Annotated in this window: 11 protein-coding genes; 9 read left to right on the top strand and 2 right to left on the bottom strand. The window is 60.4% G+C overall.

All coding sequences use genetic code 11. The features are described from left to right. Positions 1-50: 50 nt before the first annotated feature. The 3 genes from G5533_RS02585 to G5533_RS02575 are packed head-to-tail and all read left to right on the top strand — an operon-like array spanning position 51 to position 4,798. Complete coding sequence (locus G5533_RS02585; protein WP_005333223.1) at positions 51-1,973, top strand: PrkA family serine protein kinase; 1,923 nt, start codon at positions 51-53, stop codon at positions 1,971-1,973. A 23-nt stretch (positions 1,974-1,996) separates the two neighbouring features. Further along, complete coding sequence (locus tag G5533_RS02580; protein ID WP_421249828.1) at positions 1,997-3,268, top strand: YeaH/YhbH family protein; 1,272 nt, start codon at positions 1,997-1,999, stop codon at positions 3,266-3,268. Between the two features lie 9 nt (positions 3,269-3,277). Continuing rightward, positions 3,278-4,798 (top strand): SpoVR family protein, encoded by a 1,521-nt coding sequence (locus G5533_RS02575; RefSeq protein WP_040065652.1) that lies wholly within the window; start codon positions 3,278-3,280, stop codon positions 4,796-4,798. A 165-nt stretch (positions 4,799-4,963) separates the two neighbouring features. On the opposite strand, the gene fadJ is transcribed toward G5533_RS02575, so the two are convergent. Next, entirely contained in the window at positions 4,964-7,111 is a 2,148-nt protein-coding gene (gene fadJ / locus G5533_RS02570; protein WP_441254437.1) for a fatty acid oxidation complex subunit alpha FadJ, read from the bottom strand. After that, entirely contained in the window at positions 7,111-8,421 is a 1,311-nt protein-coding gene (gene fadI / locus G5533_RS02565) for an acetyl-CoA C-acyltransferase FadI (RefSeq protein WP_335854363.1), read from the bottom strand. Before fadI ends, fadJ begins: the two co-directional genes overlap by 1 nt. Before the next feature lie 182 nt (positions 8,422-8,603). Between fadI and G5533_RS02560 the strand changes: the two genes are divergently transcribed. The 6 genes from G5533_RS02560 to G5533_RS02535 are packed head-to-tail and all read left to right on the top strand — an operon-like array spanning position 8,604 to position 14,934. Beyond that, on the top strand, positions 8,604-9,554 hold the full coding sequence (locus tag G5533_RS02560) for an AAA family ATPase (RefSeq protein WP_201902410.1): 951 nt from the start codon (positions 8,604-8,606) through the stop codon (positions 9,552-9,554). After that, complete coding sequence (locus G5533_RS02555) at positions 9,545-10,447, top strand: DUF58 domain-containing protein (RefSeq protein ID WP_421208476.1); 903 nt, start codon at positions 9,545-9,547, stop codon at positions 10,445-10,447. Before G5533_RS02560 ends, G5533_RS02555 begins: the two co-directional genes overlap by 10 nt. Further along, a complete protein-coding gene (locus G5533_RS02550) occupies positions 10,432-10,971 on the top strand; it encodes a DUF4381 domain-containing protein (RefSeq protein WP_227342814.1) in 540 nt (179 codons plus the stop codon). Before G5533_RS02555 ends, G5533_RS02550 begins: the two co-directional genes overlap by 16 nt. Next, positions 10,968-11,960: a VWA domain-containing protein gene (locus tag G5533_RS02545; protein WP_441254406.1), complete on the top strand. Its 993-nt coding sequence runs from the start codon at positions 10,968-10,970 to the stop codon at positions 11,958-11,960. Before G5533_RS02550 ends, G5533_RS02545 begins: the two co-directional genes overlap by 4 nt. Further along, positions 11,951-13,402: a VWA domain-containing protein gene (locus G5533_RS02540; protein ID WP_441254405.1), complete on the top strand. Its 1,452-nt coding sequence runs from the start codon at positions 11,951-11,953 to the stop codon at positions 13,400-13,402. The genes G5533_RS02545 and G5533_RS02540 overlap by 10 nt, the downstream gene beginning before the upstream one ends. A gap of 20 nt (positions 13,403-13,422) precedes the next feature. After that, on the top strand, positions 13,423-14,934 hold the full coding sequence (locus G5533_RS02535) for a hypothetical protein (protein WP_441254436.1): 1,512 nt from the start codon (positions 13,423-13,425) through the stop codon (positions 14,932-14,934). The last annotated feature ends 1 nt before the right edge of the window (position 14,935 follow it).

Genomic DNA, 14,935 nt, shown 5'->3' with positions numbered 1-14,935 from the left:
AGCAGTCATCTACTTTTTTCAGGGTAAGCGACTATAACGAGGGCAAAGTTATGGGCATATTCGAGCATTACCAACAGCGATATGAAAAAGCGAGAGAAGAGGAATATACCATCCAGGAGTTCCTGGATATGTGTAAGCAGGACAAAGCCTGCTACGCCTCCGCAGCCGAACGTCTGCTGACCGCCATCGGTGAGCCGGAGATGGTAGACACCTCAGCCAACCCCAGACTGAGCCGGCTTTTCTCCAACCGCGTCGTGGCACGCTATCCGGCATTCAAGGATTTCTACGGGATGGAAGAGGCTATCGAACAGATCGTCTCCTACCTCAAACACTCCGCCCAGGGGCTAGAGGAGAAGAAACAAATCCTCTATCTGCTGGGCCCCGTTGGCGGCGGTAAATCCTCGCTGGCAGAAAAACTCAAATCCCTGATGCAGAAGGTGCCCATCTATCGCATCAAGGGCTCACCGGTCAACGATCACCCCTTCTGTCTGTTTGACATCGAAGAGGATGGCGAAATTCTGGAAAAAGAGTACGGCATTCCGCGCCGCTATCTGCGCCCCATCATGTCCCCCTGGGTGGCCAAGCGTCTGCACGAGTTTGGTGGCGACATCACCAAGTTCAAGGTGGAGAAGGTCAACCCCTCCATCCTCGATCAAATCGCCATCGCCAAGACTGAACCCGGTGATGACAACAACCAGGACATCTCCTCACTGGTCGGCAAGGTCGACATTCGCATGCTGGAGCACTTCGCCCAGGATGACGCCGATGCCTACTCCTACTCAGGTGCGCTGTGTAAAGCGAACCAGGGGGTTATGGAGTTTGTGGAGATGTTCAAGGCCCCCATCAAGGTGCTGCACCCGCTGCTGACAGCAACCCAGGAGGGTAACTACAACGGCACCGAGGGGCTCTCCGCCCTCCCCTTTGACGGCATTCTGCTGGCCCACTCCAACGAATCCGAGTGGCAGCAGTTCCGAAACAACAAGAACAACGAGGCCTTCCTCGACCGGGTCTACATCGTCAAAGTGCCTTACTGCCTGCGCGTCTCGGAAGAGGTGAAGATCTACGAAAAACTGCTGATCAACAGCGAATTGACCGAAGCCAAGTGCGCCCCGGGTACCCTAGAGCTGCTGGGCCAGTTCTCGGTGCTGTCACGGCTGAAAGAGCCGGAGAACTCCAGCATATACTCCAAGATGCGGGTCTATGATGGCGAAAGCCTGAAAGACACCGATCCCAAGGCGAAGAGCTATCAGGAGTATCGCGACTACGCCGGTGTGGACGAGGGGATGAATGGTCTCTCTACCCGTTTTGCGTTCAAGATCCTCTCCCGCGTCTTCAACTTCGACCACGCGGAAGTGGCCGCCAACCCGGTGCACCTCTTCTATGTGCTGGAGCAACAGATCGAGCGCGAGCAGTTCCCGCAAGAGCTGCACGATCGCTACCTTGAGTTCATCAAGGGCTATCTGACCCCACGCTATGTGGAGTTCATCGGCAAGGAGATCCAGACTGCCTATCTCGAGTCCTACTCCGAGTACGGCCAGAATATCTTCGATCGCTACGTCACCTACGCCGACTTCTGGATCCAGGATCAGGAGTACCGTGACCCCGAAACCGGCCAGCTGTTTGACAGAGCGTCTCTCAACAGCGAGCTGGAGAAGATTGAAAAACCCGCCGGGATCAGCAACCCGAAAGATTTCCGCAACGAAATCGTCAACTTCGTGCTGCGTGCCCGGGCCAACAATGCAGGCCGTAACCCCAACTGGACCAGTTACGAGAAGCTGCGCACCGTGATCGAGAAGAAGATGTTCTCCAACACGGAAGAGCTGCTGCCGGTTATCTCCTTCAACAGCAAAACCTCGGCCGAGGAGCAGAAGAAGCACGATAACTTTGTCGAACGGATGATGGAGAAAGGCTACACCCGTAAACAGGTGCGACTGCTCTCCGAATGGTATCTCAGGGTACGCAAGTCATCCTGACCCTGACTGTTCAAGGGGGAGTTATGGCGCATTTTATCGACCGCAGGCTCAACGGCAAAAACAAAAGCGCTGTCAATCGGCAGCGCTTCATCCGCCGCTACAAGAAGCAGATAAAACAAGCGGTCTCGGATGCTGTCTCCAAGCGCAGCATTCAGGACGTAGACAAGGGTGAGAGCATCAGCATCCCGACCAAGGATATCGGCGAGCCCCATTTTCATCAGGGGCACGGCGGTAAACGGGAGATGGTGCATCCCGGCAATGATCAGTTCGTCTCCGGCGACAAGATTGACCGCCCCAAAGGAGGGGGCGGTGGACAGGGTTCCGGCGAGGGACAGGCATCCAATCAGGGTGAAGGGGCCGATGATTTCGTGTTCCAGATCTCCAAGGATGAGTATCTCGATCTGCTGTTTGAAGATCTGGAGCTACCCAGGCTGCAGAAAACCCAGCTCAATCAGCTGATGGAGGTCAAAACCTATCGGGCGGGCTACACCTCAAACGGGGTGCCCGCCAACATCAACGTGGTGCGTTCCCTGCAAAATTCGCTGGCGCGGCGCATGGCGCTGCAAGCGGGCAAGAAACGCCAACTGCACCAACTGGAAGAGCGGCTGGCTCTGCTGGCCACCGATCCCAACGAGCACTTTGCCGAAATAGCCCTGCTCGAGAAGGAGATCAGGGAGCTGAAACGACGGATAGACGCGGTGCCGTTTATTGACACCTTCGACCTCAAATTCAACAACTTCGTCAAACGGCCCGTCCCTTCCAGTCAGGCGGTGATGTTCTGTCTGATGGACGTATCGGGCTCCATGGATCAGGCCACCAAGGAGATGGCCAAGCGTTTCTATATCCTGCTCTATCTGTTCCTGAGCCGGACCTATAAGAATGTCGAGGTGGTCTATATCCGCCACCATACCCAGGCCAAGGAGGTGGACGAGCACGAGTTCTTCTACTCCCAGGAGACCGGCGGCACTATTGTCTCCAGTGCGCTCAAGATGATGAATGACATCATCAACGAGCGTTACCCCGCCAACCAGTGGAACATCTATGCGGCGCAGGCGTCGGATGGTGACAACTGGGCTGATGACTCACCGCAGTGCAGGGAGATCCTGGCGCGGGACATCATGCCAAGGGTGAGGTACTACTCCTACATCGAGATCACCACCCGTGCCCACCAGACCCTGTGGCACGAATATGAGTCGGTAGCCAGCCAGTTCCCCCACTTTGCGATGGAGCACATTCGCAAGGTCGAGGATATCTATCCGGTGTTCCGCGAGCTGTTCAAGAAACAAGCGGCGTGAGGAGGTCACATGATCGAAACAGAAAAACGTGTAGCGCCACTGGATGACGGACCAGACTGGAACTTCGATCTGCTGGAGACCTATCACCAGGAGATCGCCCGGGTCGCCCGTTTCTACAAGCTGGATACCTACCCCAACCAGATCGAGGTGATCACCGCCGAGCAGATGATGGATGCCTACTCCAGCGTCGGCATGCCCATCGGCTATCAGCACTGGTCGTTCGGCAAGCGCTTTATCCATACCGAGCGAAACTACAAGCGCGGCCAGATGGGGCTGGCCTACGAGATCGTCATCAACTCCGATCCCTGCATCGCCTACCTGATGGAGGAGAACACCATGCCGATGCAGGCGCTGGTGATGGCACACGCCTGCTACGGCCACAACTCCTTCTTCAAGAACAACTACCTGTTCAAGGCCTGGACCGATGCCTCCTCCATCATCGACTACCTGCTGTTCGCCAAGAACTACATCACCCAGTGCGAAGAGAAGCATGGCATCGAGGCGGTGGAACAGCTGCTCGACTCCTGCCATGCCCTGATGAACTTCGGGGTGGATCGCTACAAGCGTCCACAGAAGATCTCGATGGCTGAGGAGAAGCGGCGTCAGAAGGCGCGGGAAGATTATCTGCAGACTCAGGTCAACGAGCTGTGGCGAACCCTGCCCAAGCAGCATAAAGCCGCTGGTGTGGAGGACAGGCGCTACCCCGCCGAACCCCAGGAGAACATTCTCTACTTTATCGAGAAGAATGCCCCCTTGCTGGAGCCCTGGCAGCGGGAAGTGGTGCGCATCGTGCGCAAGATAAGCCAGTATTTCTATCCGCAAAAGCAGACTCAGGTGATGAATGAGGGGTGGGCCACCTTCTGGCACTACACCATCCTCAATCACCTCTATGACGAGGGCAAGCTGAGCGATCGCTTCATGATGGAGGTGCTGCATAGCCACACCAACGTGGTTTATCAACCTGCTTACAACAGCCGCTACTACTCGGGGATCAACCCTTATGCGCTGGGGTTTGCCATGTTTACCGACCTGCGCCGCATCTGCGAGAACCCGACCGAGGAAGATAGATACTGGTTCCCCGACTATGCCGGCAGCAACTGGGTCGACACCCTCCACTTTGCCATGCAGAACTTCAAGGACGAGAGCTTTATCAGCCAGTTCTTAAGCCCGAAAGTGATGCGGGATATGAAGCTGTTCGCTATTGATGACGACGATCTGAAGAACTATCTGAAGGTCTCCGCCATCCACAATGACGAGGGGTACCGTCAGGTGCGCAATACTCTGTCGGCCCAGTACAACCTCAGCAATCTGGAACCCAATATTCAGGTGTACAACGTCGCCGTGAAGGGGGATCGCTCCCTCACCCTGCGCTATGTGCCCCACAACCGCATCCCCCTTGGCGACTCTCGCCATGAGGTGCTCAAGCACCTCCATCAACTGTGGGGATTCGACGTGGTGCTGGAGCAGGACAACGGTGAACTGCCACCCGATATTATCGGCCGCTGCCCGGAGCGTAAGCCGGGTATCTGAACCATGCTACCTCGCAAATTGCCCACTTCGGTGGGCCATTTTTTCGGCCTTCGCCTCTGCCTGCATCATCGCAGCACTACCTGAATAACCCGAACAAACCACAACATAGAAAGAGGCCCGCATGGGTGCGGGCCTCGTTGTCTTGCGGTCACTCTGCAGCGATTATCAGTAGAAGGTCTGCTGCTCTGCGGCCATCGCCTTGAGACGGGCACAGGGGGCGAACCGGTCGCCGTGGCGCTTCTGGTAATACTCCAGACGGCCAACCAGATGATCGATCCCGAGCGTGTCCATATAACGGAACGGGCCGCCAAGGAAAGGCGGGAAACCGATGCCGAAGATGGCGCCGATATCGCCATCACGGGCCGAAGCCACCACACCGCTATCCAACGCCATGGCCGCTTCGTTGAGCATCAGCAACACGCAGCGCTCGGCGATTTCCTGGCGAGCCAGCTTGGCAGACGGCTTGATGCCGAGCACGCCATAGACGCTCTCGTCCACCGTCTTCTTGCCCTCTTTGCCTGTCAGCTTGTTGCGCGGTGCCGCCTTGCCATAGAGATAGAAGCCCTTGCCGTTCTTGCGTCCCTTGCGATCATTTTGCAGCAGCTTGTCGAACGCCTTGGGCGCCTGGAACTGCTCGCCGCCCAGCTCTTTCTCGAGAATGGGGGAGATCTTGGCGCCCACATCGATCCCCACCTCGTCCAGCAAGGTGACGGGGCCAACCGGGAAACCAAAGTCCAGCAGCGCGCTGTCCAGCACCTCCACCGGCTCCCCTTCCAGCACCAGTCTTGCCGCCTCATTCATGTAGGGCGCCAGGATGCGGTTGACGTAGAAACCGGCTTCGTCCTTCACCACGATAGGCGTTTTACCCTGAGCACGGGCAAAGGCCAGAGTGGTGGCGACCGTCTCGGCACTGGTGCCAGCGTGGGGGATGATCTCCGCCAGCGGCATCTTGTCCACCGGGCTGAAGTAGTGCAGCCCCACGACTCGCTCCGGGTGCGCCGCCTCTGCCGCAATCTGGTTGATGGGCAGGGAGGAGGTGTTGGATGCAAACACTGTGTGCTCACCGCACTCACGCTCCACGTCCTTCACCATCTGGTGTTTGAGCGCGAGATCTTCAAACACCGCCTCCACCACCATGTCGACCCGGTGGAAACCGGAGTAGTCGAGGGTGCCGGTCAGCAAGCTCATCTGTTTTTCCAGTTCGCTGCGCAGAATGTGACGACGCTTGAGCTTCTTGGCCAGAATGTCGTAGCTGTAGCGCATGGCATTACCGATGCCACTACTTGCCACATCCTTGATCCGTACCGGTACGCCCGCCTTGGTGGCGGTGACGAACGCAATGCCGCCCCCCATCAGACCACCGCCCAGCACGGCCGCGTGGCCCACCTTGCGCGGCTCGGCCCCCTGATAGGTGACCTCTTTCTTCATCTCGGTGGTGGCAAAGAAGATGGAACGCAGGGCGGCAGACTCAGCAGTCATCACCAGCTCGCCAAAGTGACGGGATTCGGCAGCCAGGCCGGCCTTCATCCCCTCCTCCACGCCGATGCGCACAACGTCCAGGATCCGCTCCGGCGCCGGATAGTTGCCGCGGGTCTTGGCTTTCACCCCCTTGCTGGCCTGATCGAACAACACCTTGCGGCCCAGCTTGTTGGTCTCCAGCACCTTGCCCTGCAGATCCCGTTTCAACTGATGGCGCGGTTTGCCCTTCTTGGCCAGCTTGATGGCAGCATCCAGCAAGATTGACGGCGGCACCACATCGTCCACCAGCCCCAGTTTTTTGGCTTGTTTGGCCCGGACCTGCTTGCCGGTCAGCATCAGATCCAGCGCCTTGGCCACCCCGATAAGGCGCGGCAGACGCTGGGTACCGCCAGAGCCCGGCAGCAGGCCGAGCTGAACTTCCGGCAATCCCAGCACAGATTTGCCATGATCGGTCACCACCCGACCATGACAGGCCAGCGCCAGCTCCAGCCCGCCTCCGAGGCAGGGGCCGTGAATGGCGGCGATCACCGGAATGGTCAGCCCCTCGATCTCGGCAAAGATCTCCTGTCCTTCTCGTGACAGGGTCTCGGCATCCTTGGCACTGGTGCAGGCGGCCAGCATAGTGATATCAGCACCAGCGATGAAGGAGTCCTTCTTGCCGGAGGTGATCACCAGACCGATCAAATCTTTGTTGCGTTTCACTTCGGCCAGCACGGTGCGGATCTCCTCCACAAAGGCGGCCTTCAGGGTATTCATGCTCTCGCCCGGCACATCCATGGTGAGGATGCCGATGCCATCTTTGCGAACATCCAGGGAAAAAGTCTTAGCGCTCATCATTCAACCTCCAACACCATAGCCACGCCCAATCCACCCGCCGCACAGGCGGTGTTGAGCCCCAGTCCCCCACCGCGACGACGCAGCTCGTGCAGGGTCTGGGTGATCATCCGCGCACCAGTCGCGGCAAAGGGGTGGCCATAGGCCAGCGAACCGCCGAGGACGTTGAACTTCTCCATGTCCACCTCGCCGATGGCCTGATCGCGGCCCAGCTTGTCGCGGGCAAAATCGGCACTGGCAAACATCTTGAGGTTGGCCAGCGTCTGGGCGGCAAAGGCTTCGTGCATGTCGATCAGGGTGAGATCACCGAGCGTGATGCCGGCTCTGTCCAGCGCCAGCGGCGTGGCATAGGAGGGGCCCATCAGCATGTCTTGCCAGACATCGATGGCCGAGAAGGCGAAGCTGCGGATATAACCCAACGGTTCGAGTCCCAGCTCTTTCGCCCGACCTTCGCGCATCAGCAACACGGCAGCGGCGCCATCGGTCAGCGGCGTGGCGTTGGCCGCCGTCACTGTGCCATGGACCCGGTCAAACACCGGCTTGAGCTTGGCGTAGCTCGCGAGATCCGAGCTTTCACGGATATTGTTGTCCCGCTCCAGCGGTGATTTGTAAGGCGGTACATGAGCGGTAAACACCTCACCGCTGAGCTTGCCATCAGCCCAGGCCTGCGCGGCCAGGGTATGGGAGCGGTGCGCCAGCGCATCTTGCGCTTCGCGGCTGATCTGGTGGCTCTTGGCCATCTGCTCGGCGGTCTGCCCCATGGAGAGGCCGGTGGAATATTCCGCCACAGCGGGCGGCACCGGCAGCAGATCCTTGATCCTCAATGTCCGCAGAATATTGAAGCGCTGCTGCAGATTACGCGCCTTGTTGAGATCCACCAGGGCGCGGGCCAGCTTCTTGCTCACCCCGATAGGCAACACGGAGGAGGAGTCAGCACCGCCGGCGATGGCGATGTCTACGGTACCGGCCATGATGGATTCGGTGACGTTGGCCACCGCCTGAAAACTGGTGGCGCAAGCGCGGGAGACGCTATAGGCATCGGTATTGACGCTCATGCCGGTGCCAAGCACGATTTCACGGGCAATGTTGGGGGCTTCCGGCATCTGAACCACCTGACCAAACACCAGCTGGTCGATAAGCTTGGGATCGAGATCGGTACGGGCGAGCATTTCGCTCACCACCAGTTTGCCGAGATCGACTGCAGGCACGCCATGAAAGGCGGTGGCCTGCTTGGCAAAGGGGGTACGCAGCCCCGCCACGACGGCAATCCGTTCGCCCTGGCGAGTCGTCAGTTTCAATGGCTGTTTCATCCTGGCTCCTTGGTTTAAAAGGCAGAGGTCTGACCTCATTGCGCCACATCTTAACAATCCAATCACAAGTTTCATACAGCTGATTGAAACTAAATTAAGCACGGCAAGGCCCCTTTGCTCGCCCTTGGGGAGCAACTGGAGTATAAAAAGATCAACTTCCATAAAAACAACGGGTTTATCGCATGGCAGCGGCCGAGTTCAGAGCACTTAGGGACTATCTTGGCAGTCAGATCCTGGGGCAGGAGGAGCTAATAGAAGGGCTCCTGATTGCCCTGTTATGTGAAGGACATGTGTTAATCGAAGGGGCTCCCGGGCTGGCCAAAACCCGCGCCGTCAAGGCGCTCGCTGGCGCTGTCGAGGGGCGCTTTGCCCGTATCCAGTTCACCCCCGACCTGCTTCCCGCCGATCTCACCGGCAGCGAGGTGTTTCACCCGCAGGATGCCAGTTTTGTATTCCAGCCAGGCCCCCTCTTCAATCATCTGGTGCTGGCAGACGAGATCAACCGGGCGCCAGCCAAGGTACAATCAGCGCTGCTGGAAGCCATGGCTGAACACCAGATCACCGTAGGCAAAAAGAGCTGGCGACTGCCGCCTCTCTTTATGGTCGCCGCCACCCAGAACCCCATCGAGCAGGAGGGAACCTATCCCCTGCCGGAGGCGCAGCTCGACCGATTTCTGCTCAAGCTGATGGTGGATTACCCGAGCCCCACGATGGAGCTCGCCATCTTGCAGCTCAACGCCAGCGGCGAACAGCTTGGCGCGGCGCCGGTGACACTGAGTCAGACCAGCTTGCAGCATGCCCGCAGCGAAGTGCTGGCGGTGACCATGCAAAGCAGACTGGAGCACTATCTGGTGGAGCTGGTCTGCGCCACTCGCCCGGGCAGTGGTCTTTGCCCTGCCCTTGAGCCATTGATTGCCGTGGGGGCCAGCCCTCGGGCTACGCTGGGGCTGGCTCGCTCCGCCCGCGCCCGAGCCTGGCTTGCCGGACGAGATTATGTGCTGCCGGAAGATATCCAGCTGCAAGCCTATCCTGTGCTGCGCCATCGCCTTATACCCAGCTATCAGGCACTGGCCGACAATCTGGATAACGATATCCTGATCGCCCAACTGCTGGATCAGGTGCCATGCCCCTAGATCCCGGTCTGCATCCCGATATCGTCCTGTCGCTGCCACGGCTGCTCAGTATCCGGCTATGGGCCAAGGCCAGGAAGCCACCTCACGCGGGCAGAAGCAGCAGCGAACGCGGCAGACCGGGCCGCTCTCCCGGGCTCACCTTTCGCGAGCTGCGCGCCTATCAGGCTGGTGACGAGGTACGCCATATCGACTGGCGAGTGACCGCACGCCTCGGTCGTCCCTATACCCGCCTCTATAGCGAGGAGCTGGATCAGGCGCACTGGCTGCTGCTCGATCTCTCTCCCGCCATGTATTTCGGCTCCACACTGCAGCTCAAGGCGCGCCTCGCCTGCGAGCTGGCGGCAGCCTTGATCTGGCAAGGGGAGAAGCAGCACAACACCCTAATCTGCCACGGGCTTATCCCCCATCACCAGAACCAGCGCGGCAGCGTGCTGCCCCTGCTCGAATCCCTCTGCCATCACTATCAGCAAGGGCTGGCCCGCCGGGCGCTTTCTCACTCGCTGGCCGACACCTTGTCCGGCGTGAAGCTGCCTCACGGTGCCAAGCTGACGATCATCACCGATCACAGATCCTGCGAGTCGGCGCTCTGTCAGCAATTGCAACTGCTCTCCCGCCGCCACGATATTCACTATTGGCAGATCCGTGACCCCCTCGAGGCAGCCCTTCCCCCTGACGGCCAGCTGCCAGTGGCTATCGATCGGCCAGGGCAGCACTATCAGGGCTGGCTGGATGGGAGCCATGCCTGTTTCTCCCAGCGCTACCGGCATGCCGCCGAGCAGCAGCTGGCCCACGGCAAGCAGTTGCTGTTGCCATTGGTGCAGCGCCTCTATCTGCTCGATAACAGCCAGACGCTGCAACAGCAGTGGCAGGAGGGGCTATGTCATCAGGGATGATCTCGCCCGCCGAACTCGACAGCGCCAGTCCAGCCTCCGACGCCATCACTCCGCCGCTGGCCGCCCTGATGCGCGACATCCACCCGGGACCTGATCTGATTGAACAGAGTCTTGATCCCAGAGTGCAGGCGCTACTGTGGCTATTGATCACAGCGTTATTGCTGCTGCTGATCGTCTTGATTGCCCGGAGAGTGATACGTTACCGCCGCTGGTGTCATCAGCTGGAGGGAGATCCGGCGCTGCTGGTGGCACGCATACAGGAGGCCCTGCGTCATGAAGCACTGCAACGCTGGCCCGAGGCGCGCCAATTGCAGGGAGAGGCGTGGCTCGCCTTCGTCGATCGTCACGGCGGCAGCAATTTTAGCCAGTTTTCGTCTCACTGGAGCAGTTGGCTCTATGGCAGCCAGAACCCGACTCGCGAGCAGAGCGAACAACTGCGGCAACATTATCGCCGCTGGGGTCAGACCCTCTTCTTGCAACGCTCTCCCCGCTCGGGGCGTAAAACCGCACGGAGGCATTCATGATCCTGGCCTGGCCCTGGTTTGCGCTGGCGCTGGTACTGCCCTTGCTGGTGCGCTTCGGCTTGCCGCCCCTGCGCCGCGGCTATCTGGCTCACCCCGGGTTTGCGCTGCTGCGTCCTCAGGCCGGATTACCGCTCTGGCGCGCCATGCTGCTCTGGTGCGCCCTTATCCTCGCCCTCTGCCGCCCCCAGTGGTGGGGAGAACCGGTTATTCAATATGAAGGGAGTCGGGATCTGCTGCTGGCGGTGGATCTGTCAGACAGCATGCGCACCCCTGATATGCTCGATAACGGCGAGCAGCAAGCACGGCTAACGGCGGTGCGCCAGCAGATCAAGACGCTGATCGCCAAACGGGCCGGAGACAGGGTGGGCCTCATTGTCTTTGCCGATCACGCCTACCTGCTCTCTCCCCTCACTCAGGAGATCCCGGCGCTGTTGACCTTGAGCGACGAGCTCGATTTTGATCTTGTCGGCCGAACCACCGCCCTTGGCGAAGCCATCCAGCTGGCACGTCAGCATGGAGATCCGGGTCACCCCACCGCCCTGCTGCTGGTCACTGATGGCCGCAATACCGCAGGCAATGCCGACCCGCTGCAGGAGGCCAAACTCGCCGCGGCACAGGGAATACGGATCTACACGCTGGGGGTCGGGGCCGATCCCGATACCTTTATTCAATCCTACGATGAGGCGGGCAGCGGTCAGGCCGATCCCAGCAGCGAACTGGACGAGCCGCTCCTGAAAGAGCTGGCACAGACAGGCCAGGGGCGTTACTTTCGGGCACGCACCCAAAGCGATCTCGATGCCATCAACGCGACCCTCAATGCCCTTGAACCTGCCCCCATGCCGATTGCCCAGTACCAGCCGGTGATCGAGCTCTACCCCTGGCCGTTGGCACTGCTTTGTGGCTTGCTGCTTCTGCCATCAGGGCACGGCAGACTGGAGTTTCGCATGGTGCGTAACTGGCTGGCACGAGGCGCGCGCAGATGGAGTTGATCTTGCTCCGCCCCCTGTGGCTGATCGCACTCATCCCCTGGCTCTGGCAAGGGTGGCGCCGTCGTCGCAAGCCCACGCTGCTCGCACCTGCGATGCAGGCTTATCTGCTGCCAGCATCCCCCCCTCAACGCCCCTGGCTTTGGTTGGCGACACTGCCCGTCATTTTGGCTCTGAGCGGACCGGCACTGCGCGGCGAGCTGCAACAGCAGCCTGCAGCGCCGCTCGATATCTGGCTGCTGGACTTGTCACGCTCGATGACCGCCACCGACCTCAAACCGGATCGGGCGACCCGGGTCAGGTGGCAGTTGCAGCAACTGCTGAGCCGTGCTCAGGGCGAGCGCATCGCGCTGATCCTCTACGCAGGCGATGCCTACCTCGCCATGCCGCCCACCCGGGATCATCAAGCCCTTTCGCTGCTGCTGCCCGACTTGCGCCCCGATATCATGCCGCTGCAGGGCAGCAACCCGGCACGGGCGGTGGAACTTGCCATGAAGCAGCTGGCCCCTGGAGAACAAGCGCGTCTGCTGCTGATCACCGACGACCTCACCCGGAATCAGATGACCCAAATCGCCGCCCTGTGGCCCTGCCAGCAACGCCTTCTTTGCCGCGACACCCAGTCGGCACGCCTCGATATTCTGCTTGCCAGCAGTGGTCAACCGGCCCCCATGCCCGCCATTCCGGCCAATGAGTTGGGGTTTGCCGCCCGCATGCCCGCGCAGTTGCCCGCCCCCGATAGTCAGGCCATTGCCGCACTGGCCAATCGCCTCGGCGGTGAGCTGCAGTGGCTTGGCAGCAACACACCCCGCTTTGCTTCCCTCCCCACCACGACCTCGGCCCTCACCCCGGCACCACTGGATCTTGGCCCCTGGCTGCTGATCCCCTTGTTACCACTGGCCTTGCTGGCCAGAGTCGGCGCCCGGTTGATGATGGCGCTGATGGTGGGTGCTCAGCTGCTTGCGCCACAAGACCTGCAAGCGGCAGAGAGGGGAGACCTGCAAGCGATGCAGGCTTATCAAGAGGGGGATTTTCAGCGGGCAGCCCGCACCTTCAACGATCCAGTCTGGCGCGGCAACGCCTGGTATCGAGCTGGTGCCTACCGGCAAGCCATCTCAGCCTATCTGGAAGCGGCGAGTGCCACCGCCCACTACAACCGCGGCAATGCCCTGCTGCAACTGGGGGAGTTTGCCGCGGCCAAGGAGGCCTATCTGGCGGCCCTGGCACTGGAACCCGGCCATGAAGATGCGCTCTATAACCTCTCTCTGTTACAGGGCACAGCGGCGGCCGCTCCCGATACCAGCAACAGCAAGCAGCCCGAACCATCGGCAGCTCAGCAGGCGACGGCAATGCCCTTGCCCTCCTCTCCCCCGGTGTTGCTACTGGAGCAGCGACTGCGTAAAGAGGCGCTGCGCCGGGATCTTATCAAGGTGGAGGAGCCCTGGTGACGCGGGCAGGATGGGGGTTGTTGCTCGCACTGGCGAGTCCACTTTGCTGGGCCTTACCCCCCCGGGCAGAGCTGCTGCCGGGGGCTGACCCCAGCGATTGGCTGCTGATCATCGAAGCGGATGGCGAGCGCCAGAGCAACGAGCTGGAGATCTCCCCCCTACTGCGCCAATTTGCAGTGGGCAGAGTGACCATGAGCCGGGTCACGACCCCGGTACAACAACTGACTCGCTGGCAGATCCCGCTGCACCAGAGCAATTCAACCGCAAATACCGAGGTGGTGATTGCCCCGCTCAAGCTGGGAAATGAGTTCACTCCCTCGCTCACCCTGCCATTGAGAGAGGTGAAAACAGCGGCGCTGCCGCAACCCGCAGCCCCCTCGCCCCTCGAGATGCAGGCCAGCCTTGATCATCAGGGCCCGCTCTATCCCGGCCAGCCGGTGATCTACCGGCTGACACTATGGCTGCCCACCAGTATGCAAAACCCGGCCCTGAGCGAACTCAGCTCTGCCCACTTCACTATCCGTCGCCTCGGTCGCGACGAGTGGATCGCCCCCGCTCAGGCTGGTCTGCCCGGCAGGCTCACCCGCAGCTGGCTCGTTCAGGCAAAAGCGCCTGGGCTCTGGCACCTCGACTCGCCCCGCTTGCAGGGGCAGCTCACGCAGAAAGGGGGCAAGCCCCAAAAACTCTCGGCCCGCGCGGCACCGCTCGAGGTAAGGGTTGACAAGGCCCCCGCCACGCCGGTGGCCACCCGGCTGACCCTGAGTCAACGACTTGAACCGGCCACCACGGGGGAAGTGGGTGAACCGCTGATCCGGATCCTCACCCTGACCATGGAAAATGGTGACAGTGCCCAGATCCAGCTTGCCCCCCTGATGGCCCATCAACTGCCAAGCGGCATACAGGCACATCCCGATGGCGAGCAACAGCAGGAGCGTTACCGTGATGGCAAGCTGTTGTTTGAGCGACAGTGGCGCCAGACTCTGGTCGCGGATCAGAGCGGCGACTATCAGCTCCCCCCCATTGATCTGCCCTGGTTTAATACCCAAAGCGGCCGGATTGAGCAGGCCAGCCTGCCTGCCACCACGCTGACGTTTCAGGCAACGACAAATCGGCAACCTGATCAGCAGACATCGCAGGTGGCACTGCGAGAGAGCCTTTGGTGGGTCGTGCTGGCCATAACGCTACGTGCACTATGGCGCCACTGGCCCCGCTGGCGCGCCTTCTATCAACTGCAAAGTGCCCTTGCCCAACACCAGCCGGATGCCAGTCGCAAGGCGCTGATCAAGTGGGCGACCATGCGCTGGCAGGTCTCCTATTATCAATTAGGCCAGTTGCCTGACGCTGGGCATAATCGGCTCGGCAACGCGCTCGCCACACTCGAGCGAGCCTGTTTTGCACTGCCCTCTTCTGGCCTGCCCATCGAGTGGCGCGCTCTGGCGCGTACCCTCAGGTCTGATGAAACGGCCGGTATTGCGCATCTGATTTACCTGCTGGCGCACGGGAGTTCCCGCTCCCGCCGCTACGCGCCCTGAC

Source organism: Aeromonas sp. A600620 (genome assembly GCF_029479985.1).
In the GTDB taxonomy this organism is placed as follows: domain Bacteria; phylum Pseudomonadota; class Gammaproteobacteria; order Enterobacterales; family Aeromonadaceae; genus Aeromonas; species Aeromonas veronii_A.
The sequence above is the reverse complement of the archived record's forward strand: the minus strand, read 5'-3'. Positions and strand labels throughout refer to the sequence as shown.